General features: G+C 74.2%; 17 protein-coding genes and 1 riboswitch. Of the genes, 10 read left to right on the top strand and 7 right to left on the bottom strand.

Translation table 11 applies throughout. The features are described 5' to 3' along the window. Window positions 1–92 precede the first annotated feature (92 nt). On the top strand, window positions 93–833 hold the full coding sequence (locus CXR44_RS29510; RefSeq protein ID WP_101789407.1) for a GntR family transcriptional regulator: 741 nt from the start codon (window positions 93–95) through the stop codon (window positions 831–833). 6 nt (window positions 834–839) lie between these two features. Here the strand turns inward: CXR44_RS29510 and menD are convergent, their stop codons facing one another. Then, the gene (menD, locus tag CXR44_RS29505) at window positions 840–2,498 is read right to left on the bottom strand and encodes a 2-succinyl-5-enolpyruvyl-6-hydroxy-3-cyclohexene-1-carboxylic-acid synthase (RefSeq protein ID WP_101789406.1); all 1,659 of its coding nucleotides are present in this window, start codon (window positions 2,496–2,498) and stop codon (window positions 840–842) included. A gap of 129 nt (window positions 2,499–2,627) precedes the next feature. Between menD and CXR44_RS29500 the strand changes: the two genes are divergently transcribed. The 3 genes from CXR44_RS29500 to CXR44_RS41240 all read left to right on the top strand — a co-directional run bounded on the left by CXR44_RS29500 (window position 2,628) and on the right by CXR44_RS41240 (window position 5,782). Further along, a complete protein-coding gene (locus CXR44_RS29500) occupies window positions 2,628–3,776 on the top strand; it encodes an AMP-binding protein (protein WP_101789405.1) in 1,149 nt (382 codons plus the stop codon). Between the two features lie 43 nt (window positions 3,777–3,819). Then, entirely contained in the window at window positions 3,820–4,200 is a 381-nt protein-coding gene (locus CXR44_RS29495) for a hypothetical protein (protein ID WP_101789404.1), read from the top strand. A gap of 166 nt (window positions 4,201–4,366) precedes the next feature. Continuing rightward, on the top strand, window positions 4,367–5,782 hold the full coding sequence (locus tag CXR44_RS41240; RefSeq protein WP_101789403.1) for an RNA polymerase sigma factor: 1,416 nt from the start codon (window positions 4,367–4,369) through the stop codon (window positions 5,780–5,782). 203 nt (window positions 5,783–5,985) lie between these two features. Here CXR44_RS41240 and CXR44_RS29485 read toward each other — a convergent pair whose 3' ends face one another. Next, window positions 5,986–7,065: a helix-turn-helix transcriptional regulator gene (locus CXR44_RS29485; protein WP_101789402.1), complete on the bottom strand. Its 1,080-nt coding sequence runs from the start codon at window positions 7,063–7,065 to the stop codon at window positions 5,986–5,988. A gap of 187 nt (window positions 7,066–7,252) precedes the next feature. Here CXR44_RS29485 and CXR44_RS29480 point away from each other — a divergent pair, with 187 nt between their 5' ends. Next, window positions 7,253–8,692: an FAD/NAD(P)-binding protein gene (locus CXR44_RS29480; protein ID WP_101789401.1), complete on the top strand. Its 1,440-nt coding sequence runs from the start codon at window positions 7,253–7,255 to the stop codon at window positions 8,690–8,692. Window positions 8,693–8,714: 22 nt separating this feature from the next. On the opposite strand, the gene CXR44_RS29475 is transcribed toward CXR44_RS29480, so the two are convergent. After that, window positions 8,715–9,449 carry a dienelactone hydrolase family protein gene (locus CXR44_RS29475; RefSeq protein WP_180903764.1) on the bottom strand — a complete coding sequence of 245 codons (735 nt, stop codon included), beginning with the start codon at window positions 9,447–9,449 and terminating at the stop codon, window positions 8,715–8,717. Between the two features lie 362 nt (window positions 9,450–9,811). Further along, window positions 9,812–10,210: a hypothetical protein gene (locus CXR44_RS29470; protein ID WP_101789399.1), complete on the bottom strand. Its 399-nt coding sequence runs from the start codon at window positions 10,208–10,210 to the stop codon at window positions 9,812–9,814. 111 nt (window positions 10,211–10,321) lie between these two features. Here CXR44_RS29470 and CXR44_RS29465 point away from each other — a divergent pair, with 111 nt between their 5' ends. Then, window positions 10,322–10,882: a TetR/AcrR family transcriptional regulator C-terminal domain-containing protein gene (locus tag CXR44_RS29465; RefSeq protein ID WP_180903763.1), complete on the top strand. Its 561-nt coding sequence runs from the start codon at window positions 10,322–10,324 to the stop codon at window positions 10,880–10,882. A gap of 197 nt (window positions 10,883–11,079) precedes the next feature. Beyond that, on the top strand, window positions 11,080–11,271 hold the full coding sequence (locus CXR44_RS29460; protein ID WP_101789397.1) for a DUF5999 family protein: 192 nt from the start codon (window positions 11,080–11,082) through the stop codon (window positions 11,269–11,271). Between the two features lie 231 nt (window positions 11,272–11,502). On the opposite strand, the gene CXR44_RS29455 is transcribed toward CXR44_RS29460, so the two are convergent. Further along, complete coding sequence (locus tag CXR44_RS29455; protein WP_101789396.1) at window positions 11,503–12,099, bottom strand: alpha/beta hydrolase family protein; 597 nt, start codon at window positions 12,097–12,099, stop codon at window positions 11,503–11,505. Between the two features lie 81 nt (window positions 12,100–12,180). Here CXR44_RS29455 and CXR44_RS29450 point away from each other — a divergent pair, with 81 nt between their 5' ends. Beyond that, window positions 12,181–12,522, top strand: a complete 342-nt coding sequence (locus CXR44_RS29450) for a hypothetical protein (protein ID WP_101789395.1) — start codon at window positions 12,181–12,183, stop codon at window positions 12,520–12,522. A 583-nt stretch (window positions 12,523–13,105) separates the two neighbouring features. Continuing rightward, complete coding sequence (locus CXR44_RS29445; protein ID WP_144070128.1) at window positions 13,106–13,366, top strand: hypothetical protein; 261 nt, start codon at window positions 13,106–13,108, stop codon at window positions 13,364–13,366. Between the two features lie 50 nt (window positions 13,367–13,416). Here CXR44_RS29445 and CXR44_RS29440 read toward each other — a convergent pair whose 3' ends face one another. Beyond that, complete coding sequence (locus CXR44_RS29440) at window positions 13,417–14,226, bottom strand: hypothetical protein (protein ID WP_101789393.1); 810 nt, start codon at window positions 14,224–14,226, stop codon at window positions 13,417–13,419. Between the two features lie 138 nt (window positions 14,227–14,364). Between CXR44_RS29440 and CXR44_RS39740 the strand changes: the two genes are divergently transcribed. Beyond that, window positions 14,365–14,514: a hypothetical protein gene (locus CXR44_RS39740; protein ID WP_180903762.1), complete on the top strand. Its 150-nt coding sequence runs from the start codon at window positions 14,365–14,367 to the stop codon at window positions 14,512–14,514. 165 nt (window positions 14,515–14,679) lie between these two features. Here the strand turns inward: CXR44_RS39740 and gcvP are convergent, their stop codons facing one another. Then, window positions 14,680–17,559 (bottom strand): aminomethyl-transferring glycine dehydrogenase, encoded by a 2,880-nt coding sequence (gene gcvP / locus CXR44_RS29435; RefSeq protein WP_101789392.1) that lies wholly within the window; start codon window positions 17,557–17,559, stop codon window positions 14,680–14,682. A 156-nt stretch (window positions 17,560–17,715) separates the two neighbouring features. Next, window positions 17,716–17,811: riboswitch (glycine riboswitch) on the bottom strand. Window positions 17,812–17,817 lie beyond the last annotated feature (6 nt).

Below are 17,817 nucleotides of genomic sequence, written 5' to 3'. Positions count from 1 at the left end.
CCACGACAGGACGATCGGCGCACGACGGGGCATCCCGACCTGCCTTCGCCGTCAGATTGTCAGGACATTCTGACCTCGGTACGCTGATCGGCATGACCGCGAATCTGGCGATCGACCTGGATCGATCCAGTCCCGTGCCGCTCTATTTCCAGGTGGCCGAGCAGATCGCCGAAGCGATCCGCCGGGGCGACCTGGCCCCCGGCTCCCGGCTCGACAACGAGATCCTGCTGGCCGACAAGCTCGGCCTGTCGAGGCCCACCATCCGCCAGGCCATCCAGTATCTCGTGGACAAGGGCCTGCTGGTGCGCAAGCGCGGGGTCGGCACCCAGGTGGTGCACGGGCAGGTCAAGCGCTCGGTCGAGCTGACCAGCCTCTACGACGACCTGCGCCGCGCCGGCCAGGAGCCCGCCACGCAGGTGCTGACCCTGGAGCCGCGCCCGGTGGACGAGCACATCGCCCCCATTCTCGGCCTGGAGCCGGGCGCCGAGATCCTCTACGTCGAGCGGCTGCGCTTCGCGGCCGGCGAGCCGCTGGCCGTGCTGCACAACTGGCTGCCGCTGGGGCTCGCGCCGCTGGGCGCCGCCGCGCTGGAGGACCGCGGCCTGTACGAGCTGCTGCGCGGGGCGGGTGTGCGGATGCGGGTCGCCAACCAGCGCATCGGCGCCCGCGCGGCCAGCCAGGCGGAGGCCCGGCTGCTGCACGAGCGGCGCGGCGCCCCGCTGCTGACCATGGTCCGCACCACCTACGACGACCAGGGCCGGGCGGTCGAGCACGGCTCGCACATCTACCGCGCCTCGCACTACTCCCTGGAGGTCACCCTCATCGAGCGCTGACCGGGGTCAGGCGACGACGGCGCGGACCGCCGCCTGCGCGGCCTCGCGCAGGCGGGCGTGCACCGCGACGTTCGCCTCACGGTCGGTGCGGACCTCCACCACCCGCGGGCCATGGCCGCGCATCGCCTTGGGCAGGTCGCCGATGTCCTCCACCAGCGTGTACGGAGTGCCCGTCGAGGCGGCCACGTAGCCGAGGTCAACCCCGTGCGGCGTGCCGAAGACCCGCTCGAACGCGTCACGGATCGCCGCCTGCGGCAGCAGCGAGAAGATCCCGCCGCCGTCGTTGTTGACCACGACCAGGCACAGGTCGGGCCGGGGCTCGCGCGGCCCGAGGACCAGGCCGTTCTGGTCGTGCAAGAACGACAGGTCGCCCAGCAGCGCGTACGCCGGCCCGTTGTGCGCCAGCGCCGCCCCCATGGCCGTGGACACCGCCCCGTCGATGCCGGAGGCGCCGCGGTTGGCCATCAGCCGCAGCCCGCGCCGTGGCCGCATCGCCTGGTCGAGGTCGCGGACCGGCATCGACGACCCGCAGAAGAGCAGCGCCCCGTTGGGCAGCGCCTCGGCCAGGTCGCGTGCCACCCGCGGCTCGCTCATCCCGGAGGCGTCGAGGACCTCGTCCACGGCCTCCCGCGCCGCGAGGTCGGCGTGCCGCCAGGCGTGCAGCCAGCTGTCGTCGCCGGAGGCGACGGGGATCTCGACCGCCTGCGCCACCTGGGTCGCCGACCGGGTCGGGTCGGGCCAGCGCTCCAGGCCCGTGGAGACCACGATGTGCTCGGGGGCGCGCTTCAGCCACGACAGCAGCGGCCGCGACAGGCCCGGCCGGCCCAGCGTCACCACCACCTCGGGCACGTGGGCGTCGGCGAACTCGGGGGTGGACAGCAGGTAGTGGTAGGCGGAGACGGAGTGGTCGCCGTAGCGGGCGCCGCCGTTGGGCTCCGACAGCACCGGCCAGCCGGCCATCCCGGCCGCGGCGACGTAGCGGCGCACGTTCATCGCGCCGTCGCCCACCACGAGCACGCCGCGCCGCGTCGGCGGCAGGTGCAGGGCGACGGGCGGCGGCGCCACGCGGGCGCGCACCCAGGGCCCGGTCTCGGCGCCGTCGAGCGGCTCGCACCAGGCGGTGTCGCCGTCGGGGATGAGCGGCTCGCGGAAGGCGAGGTTGAGGTGGACCGGACCGGGGTCGGCCGGGCCGGTGGCCCGCTGGTGGGCGCGGCAGACCAGCGAACGCCAGTAGGCCACCTGGCCGGGCCGTTCCTCGGGCACGCCGACCTCGGCGAAGAAACGGGTCGCCGAGCCGTACAGCTTGACCTGGTCGATCGTCTGGTTGGCGCCGGTGGCGCGCAGCTCGGGCGGCCGGTCGGCGGTGAGCACGATCAGCGGCACCCCGGACTCGCTCGCCTCGATGACGGCGGGATGGAAGTTGGCGGTGGCCGTGCCTGAGGAGCAGACCAGCGCGACCGGCCGCTCGGAGCGCCTGGCCAGCCCCAGGGCGAGGAACGCCGCCGACCGCTCGTCGACCCGCACGTGCATCCGCACCCGCGAGTCGGCGTGGAAGGCCAGCGCGAGCGGCGCCGACCGCGAGCCCGGCGCCACCACGACGTCGGTGAGGCCGCAGCGCACCAGCTCGTCGACGAGCACCGTGGCCAGCGCGGTTGCGGGGTTCACTGGGCGGCCTCCTGGATCCGGCGAAGCCACGAGGGAGATCGGATCTCGAATGCGGGCAGGGTCATGGGCGTGCACCGCGGGCCGGCGGCTGTCGCCGGCGGCACGTTGTGCGCCACTAACCTTACGAGCATGCCGACCACGTCGCCGCATCCGGACCGTCCGTTGCACGCCCTGGTGCTGCCCCCCGGGCCCGAGCTGTTCGCGGCTCTGCGTGACGCGCTGTCCGGTGCCGGGCCGGCCGTCCTGCCGCTCTCCCCCGACCAGGCCGGCGCCGCGATCTCCGCGCTGCGCCCGACCCACGTCGGCGGCGCGCGCCACGACGGCGGCGCGGGCGTGCCGGAGGACGTGGCCGTGGTGATCGCCACCAGCGGCAGCACGGGCGCGCCCAAGGGCGTGCTGCTGTCGGCGCGTGCCCTGCGCGCCTCGGCGGCGGCGTCGCTGCGGCGGGTGGCGGCGACCAGGGGCGAGCGGTGGCTGTGCTGCCTGCCGCCGTCGCACGTGTCCGGGCTGCAGGTGCTGGTGCGCGCGCTGCTCAGCGGGACCGAGCCGATCATCCATCCGCGCTTCGACCCCCGGCGGGTGCTGGAGTCCGGCGCCGACCACGTGTCGCTGGTGCCGACCCAGCTCCACCGGCTGGTCGAGCTGGGAGCCGACCTGTCGGGGTTCCGGACCGTCCTGCTCGGCGGCGCCGCGCCGCGGCCGGGCCTGCTGGCCGAGGCCCGCGCGCTCGGCGCCCACGTGGTGACGACGTACGGCATGAGCGAGACGTGCGGCGGCTGCGTGTACGACGGCCGGCCCCTCGACCACGTGAACGTCAAGATCGGCGACGACGGGCTGATCCGCGTCGCGGGGCCGGTGCTGCTGTCCGGCTACCGGTCGGGCGAGCCCGTGCCCCGCGACGGCGAGTGGTTCGTCACCTCCGACCTCGGCGAGCTGTCCGGGGGCAGGCTGCGGGTGCTCGGCCGGGCCGACGACGTCGTCAACACCGGCGGCGAGAAGGTGGTGGCGGGCGCGGTGGCCGAAGTGCTGTCCGGCCATCCGGCGGTGGCCGAGGCCGCCGTGGTGGGCCGGCCCGATCCCGAGTGGGGTGAGGTGGTGGTCGCCGTCGTGGTCCCCGCCGACCCGGCGGCCCCGCCGACCCTCCCCCATCTGCGCGCCTACTGCGCCGACCGGCTGCCCGCCTACGCCGCCCCGCGCGACCTGCGCGTCGTCGCGCGCCTGCCGCTGCTGGCGAACGGCAAGCCCGACCTCCAGCGGCTGCGCTCCGGAACCCGGTGACCTTCGGATGCGTCATAGTGGGGAAAGCAAGGAGGGAGCCTTCATGGACCAGACCCGCAAGATGTGGGCATCCGCGGCGGTCGTCGGCGTGATCGTCGTCGGCGGCGTCTCCGTCGCGGCGGCCGCCTCCGCGGGCAGGCTCGACCAGGTCGCCAAGGAGACCAGAGCGGTGGTGGAGAAGGCCGCGCCGTCCGGGCAGCCGGCCGCGCCGGACACGCGGGCGACCCAGCCGTCCGAGCAGGCGCCGCAGCCCGTCGACCAGCTCACCGAGGCGACCCGCGCGCCGGAGGACGTCGTGGTGTCCCAGGAGGTCAATCCCGACCCGGGCGAGGTGCTCGAATACTGGTCGGACGACCGGCTCGAGGAGGCCCAGCCCATGCCGATGCCCGAGGTGAAGCCGGGCGACGTCGTCGTCGAGGAGTAGAACCCCTGGTGGGGTGGGTCACTTTCGGGGTGGTCCGCCCCTTTTTTCGTCCATGCGGGAACAAACTGCGGCGAATGGCGTTATTGATACTGGTGCGCTGAGCGGCCGGAGCCGCCCCACCACAACCTGCCTGATCGCTTCGACTCCGTATGGAGGAGGTGTCCTCATGCCCCGAACCGCCGTGGCGACCCCGCCCGCGACCCTCGACCAGCTGCTTGACCGAGGGCGAGTCCAGGGTCATCTTTCCCTCGCGGAGCTGCGTGACGCGTTCGCGGAGGCCGGCATCAGTCCCGTACAGGGCCGGTCGATCCTGCGCGAGCTCACCGAGGCCGGCGTCAGCCTGGCCGCGGAGGACGAGCCGTCCCTGGGCAAGCCTGCCAGGAGGACCACGCGCAAGGCCACCCCGACCGTCCAGACCACCAGGACCGCGAAGAAGGCGACGACGAGCACCACCACCAGCACCAAGCGCGCGGCCGCGACCGACGCGGCCCTGACGCGCGCCGACCTGACCACGGCCGAGCCGGTCGTCCCCGAGCCGGTCGTCCCCGAGCCGGTCCAGGCCGTCACCGCGACCCCCACCCCCGCCGAGGCCGAGCCCGACGCGCCCGTCCTCGTCGCCGAGGACGCCGACCTGGACGGCGACGAGGCGCTCGACCTCGACGACAACCAGTCCGTCATGGGCGACTCGGTGCACACCTACCTCAAGTCGATCGGGCGGCGCACCCTGCTGACCGCCGCGCAGGAGGTCGAGCTGGCCCGGCGGATCGAGGCCGGCCTGTACGCCGAGTACAAGCTGGAGACCGACGTCTCCCTGTCCCCCGCCGCCCGTGAGGACCTGGAGATGGTCGTCCGCGACGGCAAGGAGGCCAAGGACCACATGCTGGAGGCCAACCTCCGGCTGGTCGTCTCGGTCGCCAAGAAGTACACCGACCGCGGCATGTCGCTGCTCGACGTGGTCCAGGAGGGCAACCTGGGCCTGATCAGGGCGGTGGAGAAGTTCGACTACACCAAGGGCTTCAAGTTCTCCACGTACGCGATGTGGTGGATCCGGCAGGCCATCCAGCGCGGCTTCGCCGACTCGGCGCGCACCATCCGGCTGCCCGTCCACGTGCTGGAGATGCTGTCGAAGCTGTCGCGCATCGAGCGCGACATGCACCAGAGGCTGGGCCGCGAGCCCACGCCCGAGGAGCTGGCCGTCGAGCTGGACAAGACCCCCGACCAGATCGAGGAGCTGCTGCGCACCAGCCGTCAGCCGATCTCGCTGAACGCCACCATCGGTGAGGACGGCGAGACCACGATCGGCGACCTCATCGAGGACGTGGACTCCCCGGAGGCGTCGGAGATCGTCGACCGCCAGCTGCTGGGCGACCAGCTGCGCGGCGTGCTGGAGAACCTCTCCCCGCGCGAGTCGAAGATCATGGCGCTGCGGTTCGGCCTCGTGGACGGCAAGCCGCACACCCTCGACGAGATCGGCAAGCACCTGGGCCTGACCCGGGAGCGGATCCGCCAGCTCGAGAAGGAGTCGCTGTCCAAGTTGCGGCACCCGAGCAACACGCGACCGCTGCTCGACTGGGCCAGCTGACCCGGCCGCCCGGCGCGGCCCGCCCCTGACGGACCGCTGCCACCAGCGCACCCCCTCACGGAGCATGAGGGTCGACGGCGGAGCCCCGGCCGACCGGCCGGGGCTCCGCCATGTCCGGCGGCGGGCCACGGCATACGGCCGGAGCGGGACGGCGGGATGGCGGCGGCCGACGGCGGCTCCCACGGCCGGTCCTACGGCCGGTCCTACGGCCGGTGGGTCTCGGCGAACAGCTGCGCGACCAGCTCACCCCGGCTGGTGATTCCCGCCTTGCCGAAGACGGCCTTCAGATGGCCGCGCACGGTGTGCGGAGAGATGAACAGGGCCGCGGCGATCTCCGTGGTGGGCAGGCCCCGTGCCACCAGCTGAGCGACCTCGAACTCCCGTGGCGTCAGGCCGTACGCCTCGGCGACGATGACGGCCAGGTCGGCGGGGGCCGCGGGCTCGATGACGAGCGCGGTCGGGCCCGGCCGTCCGCCGGGGCCGCTCAGGCACGAGGCGCGACAGGTCAGCCACCGGCCGTCGACGGTCCGGATGCGGGTGCGGGCGCTGCCGCGATCGTGGCCCCGCGCGACGGCGCGCGCCTGCAGAGCCGTGCCGATCAGCCAGATGGGCAGCCTCAGCCCGAGCGCCGACGGCGTGGACGGGCCGTCCGGCAGCAGCGCGAGATGGCGCCGGGCCTCCTCGTTGATCGACGTGGCCTCGCCGTGCTCGTCGAACAGCAGCAGGCCGGGAGCGGGCGCCCCGGGCCCGCCGTCCGATGCCGACGGGCGGGCGAAGCGGCGCAACCGGTCGGCGAGCGGTCCGGACAGCTCGGCGAGCAACGCGATCTCGGGCCGGCCGAACGGCCGGCCGCCCCGCATGCGGAACAGGCTCACCGACCCCCACGGCCGGCCGCCGATCCGCAGCACGGCCCGCAGTTCGTCGTCCACGCCCTGGTCTCCGAGCAGGCGGCGGAACCGGGCGCTGCGCGCGGGCAGGTCGCCGGTGGCCGCGCGCAGACCGGCCGCGGGCACGGCGGCGCGGGCGAGGTCACGGAACGGCAGGACGTTCTCCTCCAGGAGCTCGCTCTCCCAGTAGGCGGCGCACCCTTCGCCGGAACCGAGGTTCTCCACCAGCATGGGCGCGGTGACCAGGCCCGTCTCCGGGTCGGTGGCCGACCACACGGCGGCGTCGAACGGCAGCACCCGCCGCAAACGGGCCGAGGCGCGGCTGAACAGCTCCAGCGGGCTCGCCGCCCGCTCGGCGGCCGACAGGATCCCGGCGTGGCGGGGCGGGTGGGTCATCGAACCTCCTGACGCGGGTCACCTGCGAGGGCTGGACACGCGTCAGCCTGCCCGTTCTCCTCTCTCTCGCCAACCCCTCATTCGAGGGGGTCATTCCTCGCCGATCCCCCGCATCGGGGTGATGGAGCGCGATCCCGGCGCCCGCGAGGCTCGGAAGAGCCGTGGGGACCGACAAGGAAGGAACGTCATGCGTATCGCGATCGTGGGGGGCGGCGCTGCCGCTGTCGGGCTGCTGGACGCTCTGGCCGTCGGCGGGGCGGGGATGGAGGCGGGGGAGGTCACCGTGTTCGAGCCGTCCGCGCATCTGTGGCGGGGACGCCCGTACGGGCCGGATCTGGACAGCGTGCTGGTCAACGCCCCGCCCGCCATCATGTCGATCCGCCACCAGGACGGCGGGCACTACGCCTCCTGGCTGGGCCCGGAGCGTGCCGCCGCCCACCTGGACGAGCTGCTGGGACAGCCGCTGGTGCCGCGCGGGCTCTACGGCGAGTACCTCGCCGACGCCGCCGAGGCCGCGCTCGCCGCACTGCGGCGGCGGGGCTGGCGGACCCGGGTCGTGGCCGCCCGGGTCGTCGCGGCGGCCCGCTCCGGCGGTGCGCGGGTGACGCTGCGCACGGAGGACGGCCACCACCACCGGGCCGATCGGGTGGTGCTGTGCATCGGCAGGGGGACGCCGCAGGACCACTACGGCCTGGGCGGCGCCGCGGGGTTCGTGGACGATCCGTATCCGCTGGCGCACACGCTCGGCCGGATCCCGGCCGGAGCCCACGTCGCGGTGATCGGCAGCGGGCTGACCGCCGTGGACGCGGTGGTGTCGCTCGCCGCACGCGGCCATGCCGGGCGGATCACGCTGGTGTCCCGGAGCGGCATGCTGCCCCATGTCTGGCAGCGTCCCCTCGGCCACCGGCCCGTGCACCTGACCGTCGGACGGGTGGAGGAGCTGTGCCGCGAGCACGGCGGCCTGACCCTCGACGACCTCGCCGGGCTGTTCCGGGCCGAGCTGGCCGAGACGGGCGAGGACTTCGCGCGTTTCACGGCCGAGCTGCTGTCGGCCGGGTCCGAGGAGCCCGTGCGGCGGTTGCGGCGGCAGCTGGCGGCCGTCGACGACCCCGGGATCGGGCGGCGGGTGCTGCAGGAGGCCGCGCACACCGTCGGCCCGTACGCGTGGCGGTTGCTGCCCGAGGCCGACCGCGAGCGGCTGCGCGCGCACTTCCGGCTCGCCACCAGCCTGGCCTCGCCCATGGTGCCGGTGAACGCCGCCGTCCTGCTGCGGCTGTTCGAGGACGGGCAGCTCACCATGGTGGCGGGCGTGCGCAAGATCGAGGCGGTGGAGGGCGGGTTCCGGGTGCTGGGCGACACCGGCGAGCTGGACGCCGACGCCGTCGTCAACGCCGTGAACCCGCCGCCCCAGGCACTGCCCCGCGCGGCCGAGCCGCTGGTCACGTCCCTGCTCGACGACGGGCTCGCCGCGCTGCACCCGGCGGGCGGGCTGGTCCCCGCCGACCCGCGCCTGCACGTGGTGGGGGACCTTGCCGGCGGCGGTCCGTTCATCACGTCGAGCATCCCCGGCGTCGCCGCGGCGGGCGCCCGTGCCGCGGTCGCGCTGGCGGCCTCCCGCAACGGTTGATCCGTCGCGGGCCGGGGGCGCGTCAGCGGTGGCCGGCGACGTGCGCGTCGAAGAAGGCGAACGTGCGCCGCCAGGCCTCGTCCGCGGCCGGGCGGACGAGGCCGTGCCGCAGCGGGAACAGCGCGAGCCTCGCCACGGGATGGTGACCGTCGGTCATGAAGGAGTGCCCGGCGTCGGAGTAGATCTCGACGTCGTGCTCGACGCCGAGCGCGCTCAGGTGCTCCCGCAGCCGGCTGCCGTGTGTCCGGAAGCCCCTGTCACGGCCGCCGTAGGAGCCCACCACCGGGCACACCGCCCGCAGCCGCGCCATGTCGCGCGGGACCGCGCCGTAGTTCACCGACGCGGCCCGCACGCCAGGCGGCGCGCCCGCGGCGTAGGCGAGGGCGAACCCGCCGCCCATGCAGAACCCGATCACGCCGAGCCGGTGGCCGTCGACGTCGTCGCGTCCTGCCAGCCATCGCCGCGTCGCGTCGATGTCGGAGGTGGGCCGCCCCGGCCTGCCGGTGACCAGCTGGTGCATGGACCGCGCCAGGCACGCGATCCTGGTGCCGTGGCTGTAGAGGTCGGGCAGGACGGCCGCGTACCCGTGGTCGGCGAACAGGTCCGCCACATCGAGCATGTCGGGCTCGACGCCGTAGACCTCGTGCACGATCACCACCCCCGGCCATCCGGTCGCGGGTGCGGTCCGCTCCGGCAGGGCCACGGTCGCGGTCAGCGCGTCGCCGTCGGGCAGCGGGATGCGCACGTGTGATCTCACTCGGGGGGTCCTCGGCGATCCAGGCGGGCGGGGGCGCGACGGCGCGGCGACGGCGTCCGCGATCCGGCCGTCCTGGAACACGGCCCGGCACCCCGCGCGGCCGTCAGCGCCCGGGGCGGCCGTTCACCGTCGGCACGGCCGGGTGAGCGCGCGACGTGCGCGCCGTCCGCTCCCGCCACGCCGAGCAGGTCCCGGCGCCGGAGGGGCTCCCGGCACTGGACGGGCCCCGGCGCCCGGCGAGCCCCGATGCCGAGCGAGTCCTGACGCCGGGCGGGCCCCGATGCCGAGCGAGTCCTGACGCCGGGCGAGCCCTGACACCGGGCGGGCCCTGACACCGGGCGGGCCCTGACGCCGGGCCGGTTCTAGCGTTGGGCGGGGACGGGACGGGGGATGCGCGGGATGCCCCACATCCGGTTCTCCTCGCGCAGCGTGCGCAGCCGCTCGACCTCGGCGGTCCACATGGCGCCGGCCGGGGTGGCCTTCGCCTTGCGGCGCGCGATGCGGTCGTCGTAGGACCGCACGCCGAACGTGGACCGCTGGCCCGCCTCGGCGGCCCGCAGCGCCTCGGTGAGCGCCTTGTCGAACGCCAGCCCGGCGCCCAGGAGCTCGACCTCGTCCGCGTCGGCGGCCCTCAGCTCGCGCAGGGTCTGCTCGGCCTTCCTGGCCTTCTCCAGCAGCTCCGGGAACGTCCTGGAGATCTCCAGATCCGCGTGGTAGCGGACCTCGGCCTCCCGGCTCACCCGCGGACGGAAAAACGCCATCGACTCTGCCTTTCGCGCACCCACTGCTTACCAGCGACAAGGGTACGCCGTTTCACGCCACGCCTCGTCATCGGACCGGCCCCAGGCCCTTTACATAGTAAGATGATCTCCATGCCAGCCAAGAGGCCGCCCGTGCCGCTCTCCCGGGAGCGCATCATCGAGGCCGCACTGCACATCGCCGACACGCAGGGCCTGCGCCGGTTGACCATGCGCCGACTCGGCGACGCGCTGCAGGTGGAGGCGATGGCCATCTACCACCACCTGCCGCGCGGCAAGGAGGCGCTGATGGACGCGCTGGCCGAGCACGTCACGGCGGTCCACGTCGAGCCGGGGTCCACCTGGCAGGAGACCGCCAAGGCGTGGTGCCGGGCCAGCCGTGAGCTGCTGCGCGACCATCCGGGCGTCCTCGCGCTCGCCCTGACCAAACCGCCCAAGGGCGCCACCGCCGTCGCCATCCGGGAGCAGACCGAGCAGCTCACCGACGCGGGCCTGCCCGGCGCCGCCGAGGCCGTGCGCGCGCTGCGGGCGTTCGTCTTCGGCAGCGTGGCGGTGGAGGTGCAGCAGTCCGGCTGGGCCGATCCCGAGGTGGACGAGTGGGTCCGCCGCGACGAACGGGCCGACGTCGATTTCGAACGGGGGCTGGAGGCGTTGCTCAAAGGCCTCGAAACGTAGTGGCGTGTCGAGCTTGGACCGTTATCCTGCTTAAGGCACGCTGTGTCGAGGGTCACACCTCCCCGGCATCCTCCTCCAACCGTCCTAACGGACTATGTCGGATGGTGTGACGTACATCGCACACTTGCTACAACGACGAACCCGAGCCGCTCCCGCCCTTCCCGCGGGGGCTTCGACGAGATATCGGAGGCACGCCGATGTGCCCGCACCACCCGGTCTGTCCGTCCGCCGAGGCGCCCGACCGCGAGGCCGCACGTACCATCGCCTGCCACCCCGAGCAGGGGTGGAGCCTGCTGTGCAACGGCGTGGTCCTGTTCGAGGACACCGGAGAGCTGCTGCCGGGCGGCACCGCCATCGCCCCGCACCGGCCCGTGGTCGGAGCCGCCTGACCTCGCACGTCTCCACGACCGCCGCGCCGCGTGGCGGCCCGGCGCCTCCCGCTCCCCCGTGTCCACACCGGTGATCCGGAGCGGGTCATCAACCCTTCGCGACGAGTCCCGGACCCCACCGCCCAACCCCTGTGGGCAGCCGGTGGGGCTCCCTGGGGGCTTCCCGCGCGGGTCGGGCTCGCCGGTCCCGCCCGCTCCCGGGTGACGGGGCGGCCCGGGAGAGTCACCGTTCTAGGCGGGCACCAGGGCTCGCAGCCACCGCGCGACCACCTCGCCCACCCGGGCCGGGTCCTTCTTCAGCTCGTGCCCCTCCCCCGGCAGCACGACCAGCCGCGCCGCGTCGGCGGCGTCGGGCACGCCGAACGGGTCGCGGTCTCCGTTCACGACGAGCACGTCCACGCCGGCGCCGCGCAGCTCGTCCGCTCGCGACCGTTCGGGCCGGCCCGGCGGGTGCAGCGGGAACGCCAGGGCCACGACCGCCGTCGCGCCGACGTCCCTGGCGGTACGGCAAGCGACCCTGGCCCCGTTGCTCCGGCCGCCCTGCACCAGCGGCAGCCCCGGCCAGCGGGCCCGCAGCTCGCCCAGCACCGCCCCCCAGGCCTCGTCCTGCCGGGCCGCCGGGCCCGGAGCCCGGCCCCCCGCGAGCCTGAACGGCTGCGTCACCCGGGCCACGCTCGCGCCCACGCCGAGCGCCGCGTCGCGCACCGCCAGCAGGTCGGGCGCGTCCACCGTCCCGGCCGAGCCGTGGGTCAGGACCAGCAGCATCCGGGGCCGCTCCGCCTCGTCGACCTCGACCCGCGCCGGCCCGCGCGGCGTCATGACCTCCATGGCGCAACCGTACCTTCGGACGATCCGACGCTAGCTCTCAGGGCTGATGACGGCGGGTCGCCCAGCGGGGAGAATGACCGCATGCAGGACACCCACCCCATCCGCGAAGATCTCCAGGCCACGCTGGACGCCCACCGCGACCTCGGCCCTGCCTACGAGGCGGCGCTCGTCGAGTCGTTCGCGGCGCGGCTCGACGCCACCATCGCCGCCCGCGTGCAGGCGGAGCTCGACGCCCATCCGGCCTCGCCGCGCAAGCCCAAGGGCAACGGCATGGCACCGATCACCCTGGGCTCGCTGGCGCTCGGCGTGCCGCTGACCGCGATCGCGGGCTCCACCGCGGGGACGATGGGGCTGATCATCGCCTGGCTCGCCATCGTCGCGGTCAACGTCGCCGCCGCGGCCACCATGGTCCACCGCCGCTGATTCCAGCTCCCCCGACCCCCAGACCTCCCGGCCCCAGCCCTGCCGACCCCGGCTTGCACCCGCCATGGGTCACCGAGCCGCCTTCCGCCCGCCGCCGACCTCGCCCCGGCGCGTCGTGTCAGCATGCCCGGCCGCCACTCTCCCGACAACCGCTGGAGCCCTACGCCCGGTACGTCATGAGCTGGTGGGAACCCTCCGGCGCGTGCTGCTGCTGCGCCAGGCACGGACAGCGCCGGCCCACCGGATGGGCTCAGCCGGCACCTCGCTGTCGGCCGCCGCGATTCACCACGCATGACTGTCATTCGCATTCTTTTCCGGGACGAATTGAGCAAGCGCGGCATAGCGGGCACACCCGAAAAGAGGTGATTAAAGAAGCGCGGCGCACCAAGCAGGATTTACGGCACACCCCCGCGGCATCGATACCGACCCTCCGTCCGACACACTGTGGCAGCCGACGCACCCACCCTCGCACAGACATGGCTCGGGACCATGAGCTGCGGCGCCCGGCTGAGAAAGGCATATGGGGTGTAAAGCTCCGCCTAGATCGATACGCTTCGATGACCCGACCACGCGGAGGTTGAGCATGGCGAAATGCAACGGTTGCGGCACCGAGGTCTCGGCGGGAAGTCTCTGCGCATTGTGCGCCGCGAAAATGATCAGCTACCACGACGGGGACTACGACGACGAGAACGACCCCGCCGTGAAGCTCTACCACCAGACCGCCGCCAAGATGAACTCGCCGAAACCTGCCTCGGGCGGATGCGCCCTCGTCGTGCTCGCCATCACGTCCCTTTCCGCCCTCCTCGCGGCTGTGGGGATCGGCATAGAGCACGTCATCGGTTGAGCCGACTCCCTCCCTGTGGGCCCCTCGCCGATCAGGGATGCGGGGCGGGGTCAGGTGTCGCGGCCGAGGCGCAGGCGGACCTCGGCGGCGAGGGTCTCGTCCTCGTGGTCCAGCCCGTACGCCCACACCTGGCCGGCGTCCTCGTCGCGGCCGCGCAGGGGCAGCGTGCGGGCCAGCAGCTCGATGGCGAGCGCACCCGTCCCGGCGTCGGCGCCGTCCTCGACGGCCGCCGCGAACTCCGCGCACGCCAGCTCCAGGTGCGCGATCCCGAGCTGCACGCGCAGCCGCGGCACCGACGCGGCCGGGGCGACGGCGAGCGCGTCGAGGAGCAGGTCGGCGGCCTCGCCCGCCTCTCCTCGTTCCAGGAGCAGGCCGGCGAGCTGCTGGGCGGCGTGCGCGGCCGACTCGGCGTCGCCGGCGGTCTCACCGGCCGCGAGGGCCTGGCGCAGCGCCTGCTCGGCCTCGCCGTCGTCGCCCGCCTGTACGGCGAGCCGCGCCAGCGCGAGGTGGGCGAGCGGCAGGTAGGCGGGCGTGCCGACGCCGAGCACCGCCTGCCAGGCGCCCCTGGCCTGCTCGGCCCGCCCCTCCCGTTCGAAGCCCTGGGCCAGGTGGCAGGCAGCCTGGGCGGCGAACTCGGGATGCCCGGTGGCGAGCGCGGCCCTGGCGGCGGCACGGGCGCCCTCGGCGTCGCCTCGTTCCTCCAGCACGACGGCGAGGCCGACCGCGGCCTGCGCCCGGTGGGGCTCGTCGGGGTCGGCGGCGAGCTCGGAGAGGATGGCCGCCGCGCCGTCGAGGTCGCCCTGCTCGGCCAGGCGGCGGGCGGTGTCCAGAGGCGGGGTCTCCAGCTCTGAAGATGTCACGAAAGGCTCCCCTTCGGCGGCGATCGCCCCGAGCCTAACGACTTCTGACGATCATGTCTGCCCGCTTGCCGGGGAAGGTCTGGAAGACCCGTTCGCGAACGACGGAGTCCGCCGTGCGCCGAACTGGCCGGCGTCACCATGCCGCCCCCGTCCGGCCCGCCGGCGCGGCCGCCCGTCGTGGACGTCACGCCGCGCGTCGGCAGCCACCGGCGCGAGGGCGTCGTCATCACCGTCAGCCGGGAGGACGACGGCGCGGCCCGGCTGAGGGACGAGTCGGCAACGGCATGAAGGGCTTCTCGCCGCCCCTGGAGGCGGACCTGACGCCGGTGCCGGAGGCGGTGTTCGCCGCCTCCGGCACCGGGTCGTCGTTCGGCGAGAACCACGTGCCCATTGTCGTCCGACGGCACGCCCTGCGTGCCCGCCGGGGTGCGCCGCCCCGAGGGCGGCCCGGCCTCAGTCCTCGTACGCCTCCAGCGGAGGGCAGGAGCACACGAGGTTGCGGTCGCCGAAGGCCTGGTCGATGCGGCGCACCGGCACCCAGTACTTCCCGTCGCGCAGCGCGGGCACCGGGTAGGCCGCCTCCGTGCGGGTGTAGGGGTGCGGCCACTCGTCGGCCGCGACGGCCTCGGCGGTGTGCGGGGCGTTGCGCAGCGGGTTGTCGGAGCGGTCGTGGTCGCCCGAGGCCACCTTCGCGATCTCGCCGCGGATGGCGATCATCGCGTCGGCGAACCGGTCGAGCTCGGCGAGGTCCTCGCTCTCGGTCGGCTCGATCATCAGCGTGCCCGCCACGGGGAACGACATGGTCGGCGCGTGGAAGCCGTAGTCGATGAGCCGCTTGGCCACGTCGTCGACCGTGACACCGGTCTCCTTGGTGATCTGCCGCAGGTCGATGATGCACTCGTGGGCCACCAGCCCGCCACGGCCGGTGTAGAGCACCGGGTAGTGGGGGGCGAGCCGCCGGGCGAGGTAGTTGGCCGACAGGATGGCCTGCTGGGTGGCGGCGGTGAGACCGTCGGAGCCCATCATGCGGATGTACGCCCACGAGATCGGCAGGATGCCCGCCGAGCCGTACGGGGCGGCCGAGACCGGCCCGACGCGGTCGGCCGGCGCCGGGCCGGAGCCGGCGCGCAGCGGGTGACCGGGCAGGTAGCCCGCCAGGTGGGAGCGCACCGCGACCGGGCCGACGCCCGGCCCGCCGCCGCCGTGCGGGATGCAGAACGTCTTGTGCAGGTTGAGGTGCGACACGTCGGCGCCGAACTCGCCCGGCTTGGCCAGGCCGACCAGCGCGTTGAGGTTGGCCCCGTCGACGTAGACCTGGCCGCCCGCCTCGTGCACCTTGGCGCAGATCTCGGTGATGGCCTCCTCGTACACGCCGTGCGTGGACGGGTAGGTCACCATGATCGCGGCCAGCGCGTCGCGGTGCTTGGAGATCTTGGCGTCGAGGTCGGCCAGGTCCACGTTCCCCTCGGAGTCGCAGGCCACCACGACGACGCGCATGCCGGCCATGACGGCGCTGGCGGCGTTGGTGCCGTGGGCGGACGACGGGATGAGGCACACCTCGCGGCCCTCGTCGCCGTTGGCGCGGTGGTAGGCGCGGATGGCCAGCAGCCCGGCCAGCTCGCCCTGGGACCCGGCGTTGGGCTGCAGCGACACCGCGTCGTAGCCGGTGACCTCCGCCAGCCAGTCCTCCAGGGTGCGGATCAGCTCGAGGTAGCCGGCGGCCTGCTCCTCCGGCGCGTAGGGGTGGATCGCCGCGAACTCCGGCCAGGTGATCGGTTCCATCTCCGTGCTGGCGTTGAGCTTCATCGTGCAGGAGCCGAGCGGGATCATCGACCGGTCGAGCGCGATGTCCTTGTCCTGCAGCCGGCGCAGGTAGCGCAGCATCGCGGTCTCGGAGTGGTGGCTGTGGAAGACCGGGTGGGTCAGGTAGGCGGACTCGCGGGTCAGCGCGGCGGGCAGCCGGTCGAGGCCCGCGTCGCCGAGCAGCCCGGCCAGCTCGTCGGCCGCGACCGGCCGGTGGCCGGCGGCCTCGCCGAACGCGGCCAGCACGTCCTCCAGGTGGGCCGCGGAGGTCGTCTCGTCGCAGGCGACGGAGACGTGGTCGTCGTCGGCCCGCCACACGTTGACGCGCCGCGCGGCCGCCGCCCGGACCACCTCGGCGGCCTTGCCCGGCACCCGGGCCAGCACGGTGTCGAAGAACTCGCCGTGCACCACCTCGACGCCGCCGCGGCGCAGCGCCTCGGCGAGCGCGGCGGCGTGCCGGTGGGTGCGGGCGGCGATGCGGCGCAGGCCCTCGGGCCCGTGGTAGACGGCGTACATGCCGGCGATGACGGCGAGCAGCACCTGGGCGGTGCAGATGTTGCTGGTGGCCTTCTCACGGCGGATGTGCTGCTCGCGGGTCTGCAGGGCGAGCCGGTAGGCGGGGTCGCCGTCGGCGTCGACGGACACGCCGACCAGGCGGCCGGGCAGCTGCCGCTGCAGGCCCTCGCGCACCGACATGTAGGCGGCATGCGGGCCGCCGAAGCCGAACGGGACGCCGAACCGCTGCGAGGAGCCGACCGCGATGTCGGCGCCCAGCTCGCCGGGCGGGGTGACCAGGGTGAGCGCCAGCAGGTCGGCGGCGGCCACCACCAGCGCGCCGGCGGCGTGCGCGGCCTCGGCCACGGCGCGGAAGTCGCGCAGCCGGCCGGAGGCGCCCGGGTACTGCACCAGGACGCCGAAGCACTCGGGCAGGTCGCCGTCGAGGGAGTGCTCCACCAGCGTGATGCCGAGCGGCTCGGCGCGGGTGGCGAGCACCGCCTTGGTCTGCGGCAGCGCGTCGGCGTCGACCACGAACACATCGCTCCTGGCCTTGCCGGCCCGGCGCGCCAGCGTCATCGCCTCGGCGGCGGCGGTGCCCTCGTCGAGCAACGAGGCGCCCGCCACGTCGAGGCCGGTCAGGTCGGAGACGACGGTCTGGAAGTTGAGCAGCGCCTCCAGGCGGCCCTGCGAGATCTCGGGCTGGTACGGCGTGTAGGCGGTGTACCAGCCGGGGTTCTCCAGCAGGTTGCGGCGGATCACGGCGGGCGTCACGGTGTCGTGGTAGCCCAGGCCGATCATGGAGGTGAACACCTGGTTGCGCCCGGCCAGCGCGCGCAGCTCGGCGATCGCCTCTGTCTCGCTCGCGGCGACGGGGAGCTTGAGCCGGTCCTTGGCCCTGATGGCCTCCGGGACGGCCACGGACACCAGGTCGGCCACGGACTCGAAGCCCACGGCCTCGAGCATGCGCTGCCGCTCGGCCTCCGACGGGCCGATGTGCCGGGTCGAGAACGGCGGAGCTGACAGGTCGGTCATGGAGATGCCTCCCGAGGCTGTGGAGACCGGCGCCAGGGCGCGGACGTGTGCCGGATCTCCCCCTCTGTCATCTCGACCTGAGAGCTTCACCCCGGATGAGGGGCTTGCACCGTCGGTGAGACGCGCCTGGCGGGCGCGGCTGCTTTCCAGAGTCGCCTCACCCGAGCGGTACAGGTGCCTGAGAGATTCCGGGGAGGGTTGCTCCTTCGGCGCCCCCTGGGACCTGCCCGGGGACTCTCCCGCACGGGGTCGTCAGCC

The organism is Nonomuraea indica, assembly GCF_002850745.1.
GTDB lineage: Bacteria > Actinomycetota > Actinomycetes > Streptosporangiales > Streptosporangiaceae > Nonomuraea > Nonomuraea indica.
Note: the sequence above shows the minus strand (reverse complement) of the source record. Positions and strands in the feature narration are given on the sequence as shown.